The sequence below is a fragment of the Sphingomonas ginsenosidivorax genome, assembly GCF_007995065.1.
Taxonomy (GTDB): domain Bacteria; phylum Pseudomonadota; class Alphaproteobacteria; order Sphingomonadales; family Sphingomonadaceae; genus Sphingomonas; species Sphingomonas ginsenosidivorax.
Genome location: NZ_VOQR01000001.1, coordinates 254,191 through 272,647, shown reverse-complemented (window position 1 = coordinate 272,647; position 18,457 = coordinate 254,191). Strand labels below are relative to the sequence as shown.

At 69.4% G+C, this 18,457-nt stretch carries 15 protein-coding genes; 10 read left to right on the top strand and 5 right to left on the bottom strand.

All coding sequences use genetic code 11. From position 1 onward, the window contains the following. The first annotated feature begins 97 nt into the window (after nt 1–97). Nucleotides 98–1,021, top strand: a complete 924-nt coding sequence (locus tag FSB78_RS01210; RefSeq protein ID WP_147079259.1) for an XdhC family protein — start codon at nt 98–100, stop codon at nt 1,019–1,021. Continuing rightward, nucleotides 1,008–1,625: a nucleotidyltransferase family protein gene (locus FSB78_RS01205; RefSeq protein ID WP_147079257.1), complete on the top strand. Its 618-nt coding sequence runs from the start codon at nt 1,008–1,010 to the stop codon at nt 1,623–1,625. Before FSB78_RS01210 ends, FSB78_RS01205 begins: the two co-directional genes overlap by 14 nt. Here the strand turns inward: FSB78_RS01205 and FSB78_RS01200 are convergent. The 4 genes from FSB78_RS01200 to FSB78_RS01185 form a co-directional block, all read right to left on the bottom strand. Continuing rightward, nucleotides 1,600–2,808, bottom strand: coding sequence for an ABC transporter permease (locus FSB78_RS01200; protein WP_147079256.1), 1,209 nt, complete (start codon nt 2,806–2,808; stop codon nt 1,600–1,602). The genes FSB78_RS01205 and FSB78_RS01200 overlap by 26 nt on opposite strands. A gap of 128 nt (nt 2,809–2,936) precedes the next feature. Beyond that, entirely contained in the window at nt 2,937–3,593 is a 657-nt protein-coding gene (locus FSB78_RS01195; protein WP_147083942.1) for an ABC transporter ATP-binding protein, read from the bottom strand. A gap of 55 nt (nt 3,594–3,648) precedes the next feature. After that, on the bottom strand, nt 3,649–5,028 hold the full coding sequence (locus FSB78_RS01190) for an efflux RND transporter periplasmic adaptor subunit (protein WP_147079254.1): 1,380 nt from the start codon (nt 5,026–5,028) through the stop codon (nt 3,649–3,651). Beyond that, nucleotides 5,028–6,497 carry an efflux transporter outer membrane subunit gene (locus tag FSB78_RS01185; protein ID WP_147079252.1) on the bottom strand — a complete coding sequence of 490 codons (1,470 nt, stop codon included), beginning with the start codon at nt 6,495–6,497 and terminating at the stop codon, nt 5,028–5,030. Before FSB78_RS01185 ends, FSB78_RS01190 begins: the two co-directional genes overlap by 1 nt. A gap of 254 nt (nt 6,498–6,751) precedes the next feature. Between FSB78_RS01185 and otsB the strand changes: the two genes are divergently transcribed. The 3 genes from otsB to FSB78_RS01170 are packed head-to-tail and all read left to right on the top strand — an operon-like array spanning nt 6,752 to nt 10,703. Beyond that, complete coding sequence (gene otsB, locus FSB78_RS01180) at nt 6,752–7,507, top strand: trehalose-phosphatase (RefSeq protein ID WP_147079250.1); 756 nt, start codon at nt 6,752–6,754, stop codon at nt 7,505–7,507. A 26-nt stretch (nt 7,508–7,533) separates the two neighbouring features. Beyond that, nucleotides 7,534–9,318, top strand: a complete 1,785-nt coding sequence (locus tag FSB78_RS01175; RefSeq protein WP_147083941.1) for a glycoside hydrolase family 15 protein — start codon at nt 7,534–7,536, stop codon at nt 9,316–9,318. Continuing rightward, nucleotides 9,315–10,703, top strand: coding sequence for an alpha,alpha-trehalose-phosphate synthase (UDP-forming) (locus FSB78_RS01170; protein WP_147079248.1), 1,389 nt, complete (start codon nt 9,315–9,317; stop codon nt 10,701–10,703). Before FSB78_RS01175 ends, FSB78_RS01170 begins: the two co-directional genes overlap by 4 nt. A 129-nt stretch (nt 10,704–10,832) precedes the next feature. On the opposite strand, the gene FSB78_RS01165 is transcribed toward FSB78_RS01170, so the two are convergent. Beyond that, entirely contained in the window at nt 10,833–11,990 is a 1,158-nt protein-coding gene (locus tag FSB78_RS01165) for a mechanosensitive ion channel family protein (protein ID WP_242007907.1), read from the bottom strand. A 77-nt stretch (nt 11,991–12,067) separates the two neighbouring features. Here FSB78_RS01165 and FSB78_RS01160 point away from each other — a divergent pair, with 77 nt between their 5' ends. The 5 genes from FSB78_RS01160 to FSB78_RS01140 all read left to right on the top strand — a co-directional run bounded on the left by FSB78_RS01160 (nt 12,068) and on the right by FSB78_RS01140 (nt 18,394). After that, on the top strand, nt 12,068–13,729 hold the full coding sequence (locus FSB78_RS01160; RefSeq protein WP_147079246.1) for an efflux MFS transporter permease: 1,662 nt from the start codon (nt 12,068–12,070) through the stop codon (nt 13,727–13,729). Then, nucleotides 13,726–14,892, top strand: coding sequence for an HlyD family secretion protein (locus FSB78_RS01155; protein ID WP_147079244.1), 1,167 nt, complete (start codon nt 13,726–13,728; stop codon nt 14,890–14,892). Before FSB78_RS01160 ends, FSB78_RS01155 begins: the two co-directional genes overlap by 4 nt. A 242-nt stretch (nt 14,893–15,134) precedes the next feature. Next, the gene (locus FSB78_RS01150; protein WP_199743095.1) at nt 15,135–16,526 is read left to right on the top strand and encodes an efflux transporter outer membrane subunit; all 1,392 of its coding nucleotides are present in this window, start codon (nt 15,135–15,137) and stop codon (nt 16,524–16,526) included. Between the two features lie 39 nt (nt 16,527–16,565). Further along, the gene (locus FSB78_RS01145; RefSeq protein ID WP_147079242.1) at nt 16,566–17,288 is read left to right on the top strand and encodes a phosphocholine cytidylyltransferase family protein; all 723 of its coding nucleotides are present in this window, start codon (nt 16,566–16,568) and stop codon (nt 17,286–17,288) included. After that, nucleotides 17,288–18,394 (top strand): hypothetical protein, encoded by a 1,107-nt coding sequence (locus FSB78_RS01140; protein ID WP_147079240.1) that lies wholly within the window; start codon nt 17,288–17,290, stop codon nt 18,392–18,394. Before FSB78_RS01145 ends, FSB78_RS01140 begins: the two co-directional genes overlap by 1 nt. The last annotated feature ends 63 nt before the right edge of the window (nt 18,395–18,457 follow it).

Here is an 18,457-nt window from a genome sequence, read left to right as displayed (position 1 = left end):
ACTTGTTCCGGGGTCCATGTCACCGCACATCCGAACCCATAGAGTACGCCGCACGATGGATGCCGGAACAAGTCCGGCATGACGAAAGAGACAAGACATGGCTGAAAACGATAGCGTGATTGCCGCCGCGAAGGCGTGGAAGGGCGAACCGATGGCGATCGCCACGGTCGTCTCGACCTGGGGCTCCGCACCCCGCCCCAAGGGCAGTCACATGCTGGTCCACGCCGACGGCCGGTTCGAGGGGTCGGTGTCGGGCGGCTGCGTCGAAAGCGACATCCTCGCCACCGCCGCCGACGTCATTGCCGGCGCGCCCTTCTCGGTGCGCAGCTACGGCGTCGCCGACGCGGCCGCGTGGGAGGTCGGCCTGCCCTGCGGCGGCGAGATCGCGGTGATGGTGCAGCCGGTCTCGGCCGAGGGCTTCGACCCCGAACTGTTCGACCGCATCGCCGCCGCGCGCGATGCCGGCGACGCGCTCACCGTCTCGACCGACCTCGCCTCGGGCCATTCCGACGCCCGGCCGCTCGAGACCGGCCAGGCGTTCGTCAACCGCTACGACCCGCCACGCCGCCTGCTCATCGTCGGCGCGGTGCAGATCGCGCAGTCGCTGGCACAGCTCGCGACGACGCTGGGGATCGAGACGGTGGTGATCGACCCCCGCGCGCGCTTCCTTACCGAGGAGCGCTTCCCCAGCGTCACGCTTGACGACCGCTGGCCCGACGAGGCGATCGCCGCCTATCGCCCGGGCCCGTCGACCGCGGTCGTGACGCTCAGCCACGACATCAAGATCGACGATCCGGCCCTCATCGCCGCACTCGGCAGCGATGCCGCCTATGTCGGCGCGCTCGGCTCGCGCAAGAGCCACGCGGCGCGGCGCGAACGCCTTGCCACCGCGGGCCTGTCGCCCGAGCAGATCGAGCGGATCGACGCGCCGGTCGGGATCGACATCGGCGCGATCGGGCCGTCCGAGATCGCGCTGTCCGTCGCCGCCGCGATGATCGGAGCGTTCCATGATCGCGGCTGAAGACGTCGTCCTCGTCTTGCTCGCAGCGGGCAAGTCGGAGCGGTTCGGCATCCCGAACAAGCTGGAGGCGGATTTCCTCGGCAAGCCGATCGGCTTCCACGTCGTCACGGCGCTTGAGGGCATGCCGTTCAAGGACCGGCTGGTCGTCACCGATGGCTGCCAGCTCGATTTCGCGTCGCGCGGCTATACCGTGGTCCATAACGACGATCCCGATGCCGGCATGTCGCGGTCGGTGAAGCTGGGCGTACGGCATGCTCAGCAGGCAGGCGCGGCGGCGGTACTGATCGCGCTGGCCGACATGCCGCGGCTGACGACCGCACATATCTACCGGCTGCTCGACGCCGCCGACAGCGACGACGCGGTGGTGGCGTCGAGCGATGGCGAGAAGCCCTCGCCCCCCGTGGTCTTCGGCCGCGCGCAGTTCAACTTCCTGCTGACGCTCGACGGCGATGCCGGCGCACGCGAGCTGGTCAAGGCCGGGCGCCACGTCGTCACCTCGCCCGCCGAGCTGATAGACATCGACACGCCCGAGGATCTGGCCGCGCTGCAGGCGCTGGTCCACGATCCGTCGACGGCGATCACTCGTGCCGTAAGGCGTCGATAGGGTTCATCGCCGCGGCGCGCCGCGCGGGGAAATAGCCGAACACGACGCCGATCACCGCCGAGATCGCGAACGCGAACACGTTGATCTGCAGGTCGAACATCCATTCGACCTTGATCAGCGGCGAGATGATCGCGATCGCCGCCTGCGCGATGATCAGCCCGATCAGCCCGCCCAGGCACGATAGCGCGATCGCCTCGACCAGGAACTGCAGCAGCACCTCGCGCGCGACCGCGCCGATCGCGAGGCGGATGCCGATCTCGCGTGTGCGCTCGGTCACCGACACCAGCATGATGTTCATGATCCCGATCCCGCCGACGACCAGGCTGATCCCCGCGACCGCGGCGACGATGCCGGTCAGCAGCGTCGTCGTGCCGGTCAGCGTGTCCGAAATCTGCTTGGTGTCGAAGATGTTGAAATCGTCGGGCTTGCCGCCGGTGATCGTGCGGCGTTCGCGCAGCAGGTCGGTGATCGACGCCTGCACCGTCGCGGTCGAGAAGCGCTCGTCGACGCCGACCAGCATGAGCCGGATGTCGCGGTTGCCGGTGAAGCGGCGCTGCACCGCCTTGATCGGCATGACGACGGTATCGTCTTGGTCGCCGCCGAACCCGGCCTGGCCGCGGGTGGTCAGCACGCCGATGATGTCGCAGCTGATCGGGCCGATGCGGAAGCGCCGGCCGACCGGATCGCCGCTCGGGAAGAGGTTCTTCGATACCGTGTTGCCGATGACGCAGACCGCGTTGCCGGCGCTTTCCTCGGCCGGGGTCCAGTAGCGCCCGTTTGCCAGCGGCCAGGGCTGGACCTGGAAGATCGCGTTGGTGGTGCCGTTGATCGTCGTCGACCAGTTGGCGCCCTCGTAGATCGCGGTGGCGGTGGCGCTCGCCTGCGGTGCGACCGCGGTGACGCCGGCGATCTGGTTGGCGATCGCGGTGACGTCCTCGGGCTTGAAGTCGGGCGGACGCGGGCCGCCGCCGCCACGGCCGAAGCCCTGGCCGGGGCGGACCTGCAGAATGTTGGTACCGAGCGCCGAGATCGATTTCTGCACCGCCGCGGTGGTGGCTTCGCCGAGCGTCACCATCGTCACGACCGCACCGACGCCGATGACGATGCCGAGGATGGTCAGGAACGACCGCAGCAGGTGCCGGCGGATCGAGCGCAGCGCGAGCGAGAGTGTGGTGAAGAACATCTACTCCCCTCCCGCCTGCGGGAGGGGTTGGGGGAGGGCGTGTCCGCAAGACGCAAGCTTTGGTTTGGCCGACAGGCCCTCCCCTAGCCCCTCCCGCGAGCGGGAGGGGGAAGGGTTGCGCGTGCCCATCACGACTCCACCCTCTCGCCCTGATGGTGCTGGCTCTCGATCCGTTCCACCAGCCCGTCCTTGAAGTGGATCACGGTCCGCGCGAACGCCGCCATGTCGGGTTCGTGCGTGACCATCAGGACGGTGATCCCCTTGTCCGCGTTCAGCCTGGTCAGCAATTCCATGATCTCGACCGAGCGTTCGCTGTCGAGGTTGCCGGTCGGCTCGTCGGCGAGCAGCACGTCAGGGCTCGTCACCAGCGCGCGCGCGATCGCGACGCGCTGCTGTTGCCCGCCCGACAGTTCGGCGGGGGTATGGTCCCACCAGTCCGCGAGGCCGACGGTGTCGAGGCTCGCCATCGCGGCCTCGCGACGCGCGCGCTTGTCGTCGCCGCGATAGACCAGCGGCAGCTCGACATTCTCGAGCGCGCTGGTGCGGCTGAGCAGGTTGAAGCCCTGGAACACGAAGCCGAGATAGCGGCGGCGCAGCAGCGCGCGCTGATCGCGGTCGAGCGTCTCGACATGGTGGCCGCGGAACAGGAAGGTCCCGTCGGTCGGCACGTCGAGACAGCCGAGGATGTTCATCGTCGTCGACTTGCCCGACCCCGATGGCCCCATCACCGCGACGAAATCACCCGCCGCGATGTCGAGGTCGACGCCCTTCAGCGCCTGGAACATCGTCGCGCCCGCGCCATAGGTCTTGGTGACGCCGCGCAGGCTGATGATGGGGGCGTTACTGGCCACCGCCCCCACCCTTGTTCGCGCCGCCACCGCCGCGGCGACCGCTGCTCTTCTTGTTCTCGCCACCGGTAGCAAGCTGGCCGGTGATGACCTGCGCGCCGGGCTGGAGGCCGGACAGCACCTCGGTCATGGTGCCGTTGCTGTCGCCCGTCGTGACCTGCACCGCCTGCGGCGTGCCGTCGGCGCCCTTGACGTACAGCGTTTGCTGCGCGCCGCGCGCCAGCGTCGCGGTACGCTCGGCCCCGCCGCCGCCGCGCCGCGGACGGAAGGTCAGCGAGCCGGCGATGCCGCCGCTCGCGTCGCCGTCGGTGGCCGTCGGCTTGAACCGCAGCGCGGCGTTGGGGACGAGCAGCACGCCGCGCCTGTCCGACGTCACGATGTCGGCGGTCGCGGTCATGCCCGGGCGCAGCGTCAGCGACGGGTTCGCGACGGTCAGGTCGGCGGCATAGGACACCACCTGCCCGGTGGTCGTGGTCGCCGTCGTGGTGCTCGACGAGGTCGCCGAGCTCACCGTCAGGTTCGACCCCAGGTCGACGCGGCTGATCGTCGCGGGGAAGGTCTGGCCGGGGAAGGCGTCGACGGTGAAGTTCGCCTTCTGGCCGATCTTGACCTCGCCGACGTCCGCCTCGTCGATCGCGACCTCGAGCTTCATCTTGGTCAGGTCCTCGGCGATCACGAACAGCGTCGGCGTGTTGAACGACGAGGCGACGGTCTGGCCGGGGTCGATCTGGCGCGCGAGCACGACGCCGGTGACGGGCGAGCGGATGATCGCACGCGCGCGCTGCGTCTGGCTCTGCGCGAGGACGGCGCGGCTGGCGGCGACGTTGGCCTCGGCGACCTTCATCGCGGCGACGGCGCGCTGATAGGTGGCGCGCCCGGTCTGCAATTCGGTCTTGGACGGCACGCGCCCTCCCGACAGCCGCGAGACTTCCTCGAGCCGCGCGAGCTGCGCCTGGCTTTCGGAGACGGTGGCGCGCGCCTGGTTGACCTGCGCCTGGTTGGCGGCGAGCTGCGCATTGCCCTGCCGGATCTGGTCGTCGAGCTGTTCGGGATCGATCAGCGCGAGCGGCTGGCCGGCGACGACGCGGTCGTTGACGTCGGCGACCACCTTCGTGACCAGCCCCGACAGCTGCGAGCCGACCGTGACCTGGTTGGTCGGGGCCAGCTTGCCGGTCGCCGACACGGTGACGGTCAGGTTGCCGCGCGTGGCGGGCGTGACGGTGTATTCGGTCTGCGGCTTGGCCCCGAAGCAGCGCGCGAGCAGCAGGCACAGCAACACGACGCCGACCGCGATCGCGACCCATTTGATGTAGCGTTTCCACGGCGCCTGCGGCTTCACGCCGAGGAAATCGTCGAGATGTTGGTCGGCCATCACCGGGTTCCCAGGGTATTTGATGTCGTGGAGAGATCGGGCACGCGCGTCGCGTCCCAGCCGCCGCCGAGCGCGATATAGAGCGCGATCAGCGCGCTGGCGGCGTCGGAGCGCGCCTGGCTGGCGCCGTTGCGCGCCGAGAGCAGCGCGATTTCCTGCTGGTTGAGCGTCGTGAAATCGGTGAGGCCGGTGCGATACTGGCTGCGCGAGAGGATCGCCGAATTGTTCGCGGCATCGAGCGCGATCGCAAACTGGCGCTCGCGCTCCTGCGCCGATCGCAAAGCGACGACGGCGTTCTCGACATCCTCCAGCGCGGTCAGCACGGTGCCACGATACGCCGCGAATGCACCGTCGGCGGCGGCTTCGCTGGCGCGGACCTGGCTGCGCAGCCGGCCGCCGTTGAAAATCGCCTGGGTCAGCCCGGCGAACAGCCCGCCAGTGATCGCGTCGCCGATATTGCCGAGCGAGGTGGCGTTGGTGTTGATGTTCCCGGTGATCGCGAGCGCAGGATAGAGCTGCGCCTTGGCGACGCCGATCCGCGCGGTGGCGGCGGCGAGCGCGCGTTCGGAGGCGCGGATGTCGGGGCGCTGGCGCAGCGTATCGGCGGGGATGCCGGTGTCGACCGTGGCGGGGCCGCGCGGGATCGGCTTGACCGGCGCGATCAGCGGTTTCAGCGCACCCGGCGCCTGCGCGGTCAGCACGCCGAGGCGCGAGACCGCGGCGTTGTACTGCTGTTCGAGGTTGGGGACAGTCGCCGCGGTCTGTGCACGCTGCGCGCGGGCCTGTTCGGCGTCGAGGCTCGAGACCAGCCCGGCCTGGACGCGGAACCCGGCGATTTCGAGATTGTCGTCCTGGATGGCAAGCGACGCGCGGGCGTTCTCCAACTGCGCCTGGTACAGCCGGGCGAGGACGTAGTTGCGTGCGACCTCGCTCTCGACCGTAAGCAGGACGGTGGCATAGTCGTAGCCGGACGCCGCGTAATCGGCGTTGCTTGCCTCGACGGTGCGGCGGACTTCGCCGAAGATGCCGACCTGGTAGCTGGCGCTGAGCCCCAGCGAGAAGCTGTTGGCGCCGCCCCCGCCGCCGGTGTCGACGACGGTGCCGTCGGGCAGCGTGAACGCGCGTCCGCCGCCGCGGAGATTCTCATTGCGCTGGTAGCCGGCCGAGCCGCTGAGCGTCGGCAACAGGCTGGCGCGGCTCTGGTTCAGCGCCTCGCGTGCCTGGCGGAGACGGGCGACGCTCTGTGCGATGTCGAGATTGGCGGCCGCGGCCTGCTCGACGAGCTGCCCGAGCACGGGGTCGTCGAACCGCTGCCACCACCGCGTCAGGTCGGCGGCCGTCGTCGCCGACGTGACCGAATAGGCATCGGGGACGCCGAGCTCGGACGCCGCCTTGGGACGGTAATCGGGGCCGACGGTGCAGCCCGCGAGCGCTGCGGACAGCAGGAGAAGGACGCGGATACGGACCATGCCGAGGGGATGGCGGCGGGGCTCGCGCGCGTCCAGTGGTTTTGTGTCGCGAGATGTATCTGCGGGATGAGGCGTTGCCCACATCCGGGCCGTCATCCCGGGCCTGTCCCGGGATCCAGAGTTGCGAGCGCCGTCCTCCGTTACTCTGGATCCCGGGACAAGCCCGGGATGACGATAGGAAATATCGAACCGCTTGCGTATCAAATTTCCGCGGCGCAGCGGAACGCAGCCGTCCCCCCACGGGTTAGGAGACCATGCCAGCCGAACGCCTGTCCGCGACGCCCGACCGTGCGCCGCCCCTTTCGCTCGGCGAGACCAGCCTGTTCTTCGACTTCGACGGGACGCTCGTCGATCTCGCCGAAACCCCCGATGCGGTGGTGGTCGAACCGGCGCTGCTGACGCAGCTCGACGCGCTTGCCGCGCGGTTGCCTGGACGCGTGGCGATCATCAGCGGACGGTCGATCGCGCAGCTCGATGCGATGCTCGGCGGGCATGCCCGGCTGTTCGCGGTCGCGGGCAGCCACGGCGCCGAGCGGCGGACGCCGGACGAGGGCCATGTCACGCCTCAAGCGCCACAGGCGCTGGAGCGCGCCGCCGCCGAGCTTGCCGCCTACGCCGCAGCGAACGACCTGGTATTCGAGGCCAAGAGTCTGGGCGCTGCGCTGCATTACCGCACCCGTCCCGACCGTGAGGCGGAAGCGGTCCGGTTCGTCGAACAGGTCGCGGAAACCCGGAAGCTGACGCTGCAGCGGGGGAAAATGATGGTCGAGGTCCGCAGCCCCGGCGACAAGGGCGCGGCATTGACGACGCTGATGGCCGCGCCGACGATGGCGGGCACCACGCCGTTGTTCTTCGGCGACGACGTCACCGACGAGGACGGCTTCGTCGCGGCGGCCGCCTTGGGCGGCGACGGCGTCCTGATCGGCGCGCCGCGGCCTACCGCCGCCACCTACCGCCTCGGCGATGTGAACGCGCTTCGCGACTGGATCGCCGCGATATTGGAGACATGATGCCTACCCCCACCCCGCCCACGCCTATGGCAGCCGACATGAACCTGTGGCCGATCGGCAATTGCCAGGTCTCCGCGCTGATCGACAGCCGCGGCACTTTCGTCTGGGGCTGCGTGCCGCGCGTCGACGGCGATCCCGCCTTCTGTTCGCTGCTGGGTGGCGCCGAGGAGCCCGAGACCGGGTTCTGGTCGATCGAGCTCGAGAACGTCCAGACCATCACGCAGTCGTACATCCGCAACACGCCGATCCTGGTGACGCGCCACGAGGACGCGACCGGCAACGCGATCGAGGTGACCGACTTCGCCCCGCGCTTCGTGCGGGAGGGGCGGACCTATCGCCCGACCAGCTTCGCGCGGATCGTGCGGCCGGTGTCGGGATCGCCGCGGATCCGCATCCGGCTGCGCGTCGCGACCGACTGGGGAGCGCCGGCGAACAACACGCATGGCTCGAACCATATCCGCTATCTGATGACGCACCAGACGCTGCGGCTGTCGACCGACGCGCCGGTCGGGCACATCACGGGCGAGAACTGGTTCCGGCTCGAACGCCCGCTGCACCTGTTCCTCGGCCCCGACGAGAGCTTCACCGGGGTGCTGAGCGAGGCGGTGACGGCGATGCTCGCGCGCACTACCGACGAATGGCGGCACTGGGTGCGCGGGCTGGCGACTCCGCTCGAATGGCAGGACGTGGTCATCCGCGCGGCGATCACGCTGAAGCTGTGCCAGCATGAGGAGACCGGCGCGATCGTTGCCGCGCTGACCACCTCGATCCCCGAGCATGAGGGGTCGGAGCGCAACTGGGACTATCGCTACTGCTGGATCCGCGATGCCTATTACACGGTGCAGGCGCTCAACCGGCTGGGCGCGCTCGACGTGCTCGAGGGGTATCTCGAATATCTGCGCAACATCGTCGATGCAGCGAAGGGCGGGCACATCCAGCCGCTCTACGGCGTCGGCGGCGAGGCGACGCTGGTCGAGCGGATCGAGACCACCCTGCCCGGCTATCGCGGCATGGGCCCGGTCCGCGTCGGCAACCAGGCCTATGAGCAGATCCAGCACGATGCCTATGGCCAGATCGTGCTGTCCGACGTCCAGGCGTTCTTCGACGAGCGGCTGTTCCGGATGTCGGGGCCAGAGGATTTCGCCAGCCTCGAACTGGTCGGCGAGCGTGCCTGGGAAATGTACGACAAGCCCGACGCCGGCTTGTGGGAACTGCGCACCAAGGCGCACGTCCACACCTATTCCGCGGCGATGTGCTGGGCGGCGTGCGATCGGCTCGGCAACGCCGCCGACGCATTGGGCCTCGAGGACCGCCGCGTGTTCTGGTGCGAGCGCGCGACGATCATGCGCAAGCGGATCGAGGACGCGTCGTGGCGCGAGGACACCCAGCGGATCTCGGCGACGTTCGGCGGCGACGATCTCGACGCCAGCCTGATCCAGCTGCTCGACCTGCGCTTCCTGGCCCCCGACGATCCCCGCTTCCAGTCGACGCTGGCGGCGGTCGAACACGGCCTGCGACGCGGATCCTACATGCTGCGCTACGCGACCGAGGACGATTTCGGCCTGCCGCATACCGCGTTCAACGTCTGCACCTTCTGGCTGATCGAGGCGCTGCACGTCACCGGCCGTTCGGCCGATGCGCGCGCGCTGTTCGACGAGATGGTGGCGCGGCGGACGCCCGCCGGGCTGCTATCGGAGGACATCGACCCCACCACCGGCGAGCTTTGGGGCAATTATCCGCAGACCTATTCGCTGGTCGGGCTGATCAACTGCGCGGTCCTGCTGAGCAAGCCCTGGAGTGCCGTACGATGAGCCGCCTTGTCGTCATCTCGAACCGCGTCCAGTCGGTCGATGCGCCCTCGGGCAACCAGGGGGGCCTCGCGGTCGCGCTGCTCGCCGCACTCCGCGAAAAGGGCGGGGTATGGTTCGGCTGGTCGGGCGAGATCACCGATACCTTCACCGGTCACATCAACTTCCAGCAGGGCAAGGGCGTCACCACCGCGACGATCGACTTGGAGGAACAGGATTTCGACGAATATTATAACGGCTATGCGAACCGGACTTTGTGGCCGCTGTTCCACTACCGGATCGACCTGACCGAGTTCGAACGCGATTTCAGCAGCGGCTATGCACGCGTCAACACGCGGTTCGCCGAGACCGTGCTGCCGCTGATCGAGCCCGACGACCTGGTCTGGGTGCACGATTATCACCATGTGCCGCTGGGCCAGGAGCTGCGCAAGCTGGGGGTCGAGAACAAGATCGGCTTCTTCCTCCACATCCCGTGGCCGCCGATGGCGATGCTGCTGTCGCTGCCCAGCCACCGCGCGCTGGTCGAATCGATGTTCGCCTATGACGTCGTCGGTTTCCAGACGCAGGACTGGCTCGACAGCTTCCTGCATTACGTCACCAGCCAGCTCGACGGCGTCGTCGGCGAGGACGGCTGGGTCACGGTCGGCGATCGCACGATCAAGGCGATCACCACGCCGATCGGCATCGAGACCGCGGATTTCGAGACGTCCGCCAGCAGCGACGCCGCGCGGATGGCGCGCGAACGCATGTACATGTCGGCGACCGGGCGCAGCCTGATCGTCGGCGTCGACCGGCTCGATTATTCGAAGGGCCTGGCCGAGCGGTTCGCAGGCTATGAGCGCTTCCTGGCGGCGCATCCCGACCGCCGCGGGCTCGTCTACATGCTGCAGATCGCACCGCCGAGCCGCGAGAAGGTCGATACCTATCAGGAGATCCGTGCGAACCTCGATTCGATGTCGGGGCGGATCAACGGCGAATTCTCGGACATCGACTGGACGCCGATCCGCTACGTCAACCAGGGGTTCCCGCGCGACGTGCTCGCCGGGATCTACCGCGCAGCGCGGATCGGGCTGGTGACGCCGCTGCGTGACGGGATGAACCTCGTCGCCAAGGAATATGTCGCCGCGCAGGATCCCGAGGATCCCGGCGTGCTGATCCTGTCGCAGTTCGCCGGCGCCGCCGCGCAGCTGCGCGACGCGGTGCTGGTCAACCCGTACAGCCCCGAGGAAATGTCGGACGCGATCGCCCGCGCGCTGACCATGCCGCTCGCCGAGCGCAAGGCGCGCTGGGAGAAGCTGATCGACAATGTCCGTCGCGAAGACGTGATGTGGTGGTGCGAACTGTTCATCACCGCGCTGGAAGCGGTGCCGGAGAACGAGGCGGCGTAGCGATCGATCCTCCCCCGCCAGGGGGAGGTGGCAGGCGGAGCCTGACGGAGGGGGCGGACACGATAACGCTTGTTCCGTGTCCGCCCCCTCCGTCGCCGGCGGCGACACCTCCCCCTGGCGGGGGAGGATTTAAACGGAGCCGCTAATCCGCCCCGCCGTCACCACGTCCGGCCCCATCAGGAAACGCCCGCGCGGCATCGCCTCGGGCATCTCGTCGCGGACGAAGGCGAGCATCGCCTCGCGCACGTCGCAGCGCAGGTCGAACGCGATCGCGGCATCCTTGGCGGTCATCAGCCCGCGCACCTCGATCGCGTCGGCCTTCATGTCGGTGACCTGGACGTTGAAGAAACGCCGGTCCCAGCGCGGGTTGGCGGTCACCACCTCGGCCAGCTTCGCGCGGAACCGCGGAATGTCGGCGCTCGGGTCGAGATACCAGAACACCGACCCCAGCAGCTGGCTGGTCTCGCGCGTCCAGTTCTGGAAGCTCTCCTCGAGGAACTTCGACACCGGCACGACCAGGCGGCGTTCGTCCCAGATCTTGATGACGACGAAGGTCAGGTGGATCTGCTCGACGCGCCCCCATTCGCCCGCGACGATCACGACGTCGTCGAGGCGGATCGGTTCGGTAAACGCCATCTGCACGCCCGCGATCAGGTTCTTGAGCGCAGGCTGCGCGGCGGCACCGACGACGAGGCCGGCGATGCCCGCAGACGCCATCAGCGTGACGCCGATCGTGCGGATGCCGGGAACGCTTAGCAGCATCAGGCAGACACTGATGAAGATGATGAAGAAGGTCCCGATCCGCCCCAGGATCGCCGCGCGCGTACGCTTGCGCCTGGCGCGCAGATTGTCCTCGACGGTGATGTCGGAACGGATCTCGATGACGTCCTGGAACGCGCGGAGCGCCGCCACCGCGAGCCAGCCGAGCAAAGCCGGGACGATGAAGCCGAGCGCCTGGTGCCACATGTCCTGGACATCGCCGTCCATCGGCAGGAAGCGCGCGACGAAGCTCACCGCGACCGCGACGAACACCGCGCGCAGCGGTCGGCGGATCCGCGCCAGCACCAGGCCGTCCGTCTTGGCGGTACTGCGTCGTTCCGCATGACCTGCGATCCGCATCGTCAGCCAATGGGCGATCAGCGCGGCCAGGACGGCGACGGAGACGGCGATGACGCTTTCGACCCAGACCCAGTCGGGTGGCACGTGAAGCGAACGGAAGAGACGGCGCATGACCATGCAACCGGTGCGGCTGTGGAATGTTCCGCCGCAGTGCAGCATGGTGCGCATGCCGTCACTCCGACGAAGGTCGCCGGGACGTGCGCGAGGCTAGTGACCCGTCGGCAAAACGGAGCGTATAGACGGGCATGATCGCGACGCGCTTCCGCAAATTCCTGAGCGAGGAAGACTGGCAATTCGCCCAGCACGAACTGCCGGTGATCCCCGGGTCGCCCGGCAATCCCGAGCATCCCTTGCGGCGGCAGATCGCGTACGGCGTCATCGGGGTGCAGCTCGGTCTCACCGGCGGGCTCGGCAACGCGCTGATCTCGGCGAACACGACGACGCTGCAGGGCGCGCTCGCGCTCGACCCGGCCGAGATCGCCTGGCTGCCGACGGTCTATGTGATGACCAACGTCTCGATCAACCTGCTGCTGATCAAGTTCCGCCAGCAGTTCGGGCTGCGGCCGTTCGCGCTGATCTTCCTCGGGCTGTATACGCTGTTCACGCTCGCGCACCTGTTCGTGCACGGCTTCTGGTCGGCGATCCTGGTCCGCGGCGCGAGCGGGATGGCGGGCGCCGCGCTGTCGAGCCTCGGCTTCTATTACGTGATGCAGGCGCTGCCCGCGAAATGGCGGCTGAAGGGCATCGTGATCGGGATCGGGGTGCCGCAATGCGCGACCCCGCTGGCGCGGCTGTTCTCGCCCGACCTGCTCGCGATGTCGCAGTGGCGCACCTTGTACCTGTTCGAGCTCGGCATGGCACTACTCAGCCTGGCGGCGGTCGCGTTCCTCCGCCTGCCGCCGACGACTCGCATGAAGGTGTTCGAGCGGCTCGATTTCGTGACCTTCGTGCTGTTCGCGGTCGGCATGGGGCTACTGACCGCAGTGCTGGGCGAGGGCCGCTACGTATGGTGGACGCAGAGCGTCTGGCTCGGCTGGGCGCTGGCCGCCGCGATCCCGATCCTCGCTGTCGCGTTCTGGATCGAACACCACCGCGCGAACCCGCTGATCAACACGCGGTGGCTGGGCGGCGCCGATATCCTGCGCTTCGCGATCGTCACGATCATGGCGCGCATCGTGCTGTCCGAACAGACCTTCGCCTCGGTCGGTCTGCTGACGGTGCTCGGGCAGAACAACGACCAGCTGATCGTCTTCTTCACGATCATCTTCCTCGCCTCGGTCGCGGGCGTGGCGCTCAGCGCGATCACGCTCGACCCCGAGCGGCTGACGCATCCGATCATGCTCGCGATCGGACTGGTCGCGGTCGCCGCGTACATGGATTCGCACGCCACCAACCTGACGCGTGCGCCGCAGATGTACTGGACGCAGGCGATGATCGCGTTCTCGGGGACGTTCTTCCTCGGCCCCGCGCTGCTGTTCGGCCTGACGCGCGCACTGAAAGCCGGCAGCGGGCACATCATCAGCTTCTTCGCGCTGTTCGGGATCGTCAATTCGGTCGGCGGGCTCGCGGGAACGGCGCTGCTCGGCACCTATCAGACGATCCGCGAGAAGGCGCACAGCGCGGCGATCGTGCAGGACATCGTCGCCACCGACCCGATCGTCGCGCAGCGCATCCAGGCCGGTGGCGCGGCCGTCGCCCGGGTTATCAGCGATCCCGGCTTGCGCTCGGCCGAAGGAGCGACGATTTTGGCGCAGACCGCAACCCGTGAGGCGAATATCTTAGCGTATAACGACACGTTCCGGCTGGTCGCGATTCTTGCCGCGATCACGACCGCCTATCTGATCGGCCTGCTGGCGTTGCGCGCCCGCAGGGCCCGGGTGGCGGCGCGCGCGGGCGTTCCCGCATGACCGACGCCCGGACTGCCGAGCCTGCCGCCGAACCCGCGCCCGTCAGCGAGGCGCGCGCCGCGGAGATAGCCGCAGGCGCTGCGCCCGCGGCCCCCGCGGGCTCGGGCTGGAAGCCGCAGCGTCCCAGCCCGACCGCGACGATCGTCATCGTGCTGCTCGCGGTGGCGGGGATCTGCGCGGTGCTCGCGGCGTGGCGGCTGCCGCCGTTCACCACCGCGAACGAATCGACCGACAACGCCTATGTCCGCGGCCGCACGACGGTGATCAGCCCGCAGGTCAGCGGCTATGTCACCAAGGTGTTCGTGCGCGACTTCGCCGACGTGACCGCGGGGCAGCCGCTGGTGCTGATCGACGACCGCATCTATCGCCAGCGCGTCGAACAGGCGCAGGCGCAGGTCGGCGCGCAGGAGGCGACGCTCGCCAACAGCCGCCAGACCGCTGCGTCGCGCGCCGCCAGCCTCGCCGCGCAGGACGCCGCGGTCGCCAACGCCAGCGCGCAGCTGATGCGCGCGCAGGCCGACATGAACCGCGTCAACGACCTCGTCACCGATGGCTCCGTATCGCTTCGTGAGCGCGACCAGACGCTGGCCGCGCTGCGCCAGGCGCAGGCGCAGGTCCAGCAGGCCGAGGCCGCACGCGAGATCGCCCGGCAGGACATCCGCACCGTCGAGGTCGGTCGCGGCGGGCAGCAGGCCGGTGTCTCGGGCGCGGAGGCCGCGCGACAGCTCGCGCGGATCGACCTGGCGAACACCGTGGTCCGCGCTCCCGAGGGTGGCCGGCTGAGCGAGGTCGGCGTGCGGCTGGGGCAATATGTCACCGCCGGATCGCAGCTGATGTTCCTGGTACCGCCCGAAACCTGGGTAATCGCGAACTTCAAGGAGGCGCAGACCGCGCGGATGGCCATCGGCCAGCCGGCCTCGTTCACCGTCGACGGGCTTGCCAACGCCCAGCTGACCGGACGCGTCGAGCGGATCTCGCCCGCGGCCGGGTCCGAGTTCGCGGTACTCAAGGCCGACAACGCGACGGGGAACTTCACCAAGGTGCCGCAGCGGATCGCGGTGCGGATCAAGGTCGACGCCGGCCAGCCGCTGGCGCGGCGGCTGCGCCCAGGGATGTCGGTCCAGGCGCGGGTCGATACGGCCGGTGGGCCGGGCGACCGGTGATGAGCCGCTTCGCATCTACCGTTCCCCCGCGCAGGCGGGGATCCAGAGGCGGCAACCGCAGCGCCTGCGACTCCTGGACCCCCGCCTTCGCGGGGGAACGGAGAAGTATCGGCGGCCCCCTTCCCCCCCCGGCGAAGGCCGGGGCCCAATTGGGGGGCGTCCGTGACGTAGGATCGCACGCGATCATCGAGGCATTCCCGATTGGGCCCCGGCCTTCGCCGGGGAGGCGCTTTTGCGGGAGCTTGAGTGGACGGCTGCTTGCTGCATCGGCTCTAGTTCTGGCCGTCGCCGGGTGCATCGGCCCCCGCCCGTCCGCCCCCGCCGCGACCGCGGTCGCGCCTCCGCCCGCGTGGCGCACCGCGCTCGCTCCCGGCGGTCCGGTCCGCGCGGACTGGTGGAACGCGTTCGGCGATCCGGTGCTGACCGGCCTTGTCGCACGCGGCCTCGCCAACAATCCCGACCTCGGCAGCGCGGCGGCGCGGATCGACGAGGCGCGCGCGACCGAACGGCTGGCGCGCGCGCAGCGACTGCCGCTGGTCGGCGGGTCGGTGCCCGGCACCACCGGCCAGACCGTCAGCCCGCTCGGGACGCCCTCGGACGCGATCGGCGCGCAGCCCGCGGTGTCGATCAGCTACGATCTTGACCTGTTCGGGCGGCTGCGCCAGGCGAACCGGGCCGCACAGGCGCAGTTGCTGGCGACCGAGGGCGCGCGCGACACCGTGCGGCTGGGGATCGAGAGCAGCATCGCGATCGGCTATATCACGCTGCGCGCGCTCGACCTGCGCCTCGCGGTCGCGCGCCAGACGCTGGCGGCGCGCGCCGAAGGCCTGCGGATCGCGCGGCGCCGGGCCGAGACCGGCTACACCTCGAACCTCGAGCTCCGCCAGTCCGAGTACGAATATCGCGCGACCGAACAGCTCGTCCCCGCGGCGCAGCTCGCGATCAGCCGGCAGGAGAATGCGCTCAGCCTGTTGCTCGGCGACAATCCCGGGCCGATCCCGCGCGGCGTGCCGCTCGACCGGCTGGCGACACCGGCGATCCCCGACGGCCTTCCCGCCGACCTGCTGCGGCGACGGCCCGATCTCTATCAGGCCGAACAGACGCTGGTCGCCACCGACCGCTCGCTCGACAGCGCGCGCGCGGCGATGCTGCCCAACCTCGCGCTCACCGGATCGGCGGGCGTCGCATTGTCGACCGCGCTCGCCAACCCGATCGGCGTGTTCACGGTGGGGGCGAGCATCCTCAGCCCGATCTTCGACGGCGGCCGGCTGCGCGCGCAGACCGATGCGGCGACCGCGCGGCGCGACCAGGCCGCCTTCGCCTATCGCCGCGCCGCGCTGCAGGCGTTCCGCGAGGTCGACGACAGCCTGGCCGGCGTGCAGCGGTCGGGCGAGCAGGCGATCGCGCTATCCGGCCAGCGCGATGCGCTCGCGGGCGCGCTGCGCAACGCATCGAACCGCTACCGCGCGGGCTATTCCGCCTATATCGACCAGCTCGACGCGCAGCGCGGGTTGCTGACCGCCGAACTGTCGCTGGTGCAGGCGCGCGCGGATCGACTTAACGCCTACGTTACCCTCTACCAGGCGATGGGCGGCGGCTGGTCACCCGCCGATATCACGGCGACGACGCGCTGACGCTTTTTCCTGCCACAGTTCGCCAGTAGGGGCGCGCGAATGAAGGCCATCATCATCGCTGCCGGACATGGCTCGCGCCTGTTGCCGCTGACGCTGACCACGCCAAAATGCCTGGTCGCCGTCGGCGGTCGCGCGATCCTCGACCATCAGCTCGATGCGGTCGCCGCGGCGGGGTTCGACGGTGCGGTGATCGTCGGCGGATACCGGATCGATCAGGTCGCCGCGCACCTGGCGACCCGCGACGCGTTTCCCGTCGAGCTCGTGTTCAACCCGTTCTGGGCAATCGCGAACAGCATCGGCAGCGTCTGGGCGGCGCGCGCCGCGCTCGACGAGCCATTCGCACTCATGAACGGCGATACGCTGTTCGAGACCAGCATCCTGCACCTCGCGATCGACAGCCCGGGCACGGGCGTGAAGCTGGTCGTCGAGCAGCTGTCGAAGCCGGGGCTGGACGACATGCTGGTCGAGACCGACGGCGACCGGATCGTGACCGTCGGCAAGCAGATCCCGGGGCACCTCCCCACCGATCGGTCGCTCGGGCTGATCGTATCGACGGGCGGCACCGCCTATGCCGATGCGCTACGCGACGTGATCGGCGAGGAAGGTGGCATCCAGTCCTATCACCACGCGGTCGTGCGCCGCGTCGCGCACGGGGCCGGCGTGACCGCGGTGCGGATCGTGCCGGGCACGCGCTGGCAGGAGATCGACCGGCCCGAGGACATCGACCTGTGGCAACGCGACCATCGCGGTGAGCTTGCGTGATGCACCGGAAGGTCGCCTTCCTGTTCCTGGGCGAGACGCTGCTGATCCCGCACCTCTATCCGATCGTCGAGGCGCTGGCCGCGGCGGATCCCGCGCTGCCGATCGAGCTGTGGGCCAGCACGTCGATGCACGCGGCCCTGCTGGAACGCTGGAGTGCCGACCTGCCGAGCGTTCGGATCCGGCGCGCACCCGGGTTCCGGACGGTCGGCGATGTGGAGGGGCGCAATCCCGCCCTGCCCGCCAAGCTGCCCATGCTCGCGCGCCTGCTCCCCCATCTCGCGCGGACGCCCGTCGTCGTGTGCGCCGAGCAGACGAGTCTGTGGCTGCCTGCGGTGGTGCCGTTGAAGACGCGGTTCATCGACACGTTCCACGGTGCTGGGTCGATGATGGCGCGCGGGCATTGGCGGCGGCGCGCGGGGTGGCGGACTCTGGTCGCGGCCGAGCGCGATCGCCGCGCGCTGATCGCAGGCGGCGACACCCCGTCGCGCGTCGTGACGACGGGCTATGTGAAGGCCGCCTTCCGCCAGCGTACGCCGGCGACGACGCTGTTCGCCAATACCAGGCCGGTCGTGCTCTACACGCCGCACTGGCAGGCGCATCGTTCGTCCTGGTGGCGCTGGGGACCCGAGGTGGTCGAGCGCGTACTGGCGGACGGACGCTACAACCTGATCTTCGCCCCGCACCAGCGGCTGGCCGAACGCGCGCCCGACCTGCGGCCGTTCGCCGAGGGGCTTGCGGGCCGGCCGGGCGTCCATGTCGACCTCGACAGCTTCGCGATGGTCGACGGCAGCTACACCGCGGCGGCGGACGCCTATCTTGGCGACACGTCGAGCCAGGTCGTCGAATATATGATCCGCCCGCGCCCCTGTGTCTTCCTGAACGCACTGGGCGCGGACTGGAAGGGGGATGTTTCCTACGAAATGTGGGGCGCGGGCGAGGTCGTGGAGACGCTCGACTCGCTGATCCCGGCGCTGGAGCGTGCGCCGGCGATGCATGAGGGATTTGCGGCGTTCCAGGCGCGCTTCGTCGAGGATGCGCTAGGCGATATCGGTGGCGGCGCGCCGACACGGGCCGCAGCGCAGATCCTGATGGCTCTGGAACGATAGCGCCCCCAACTTTCGCAAATTGGGCGGCAGGTGCCGTGACCGCGACGAACGCGGTGACGGCGA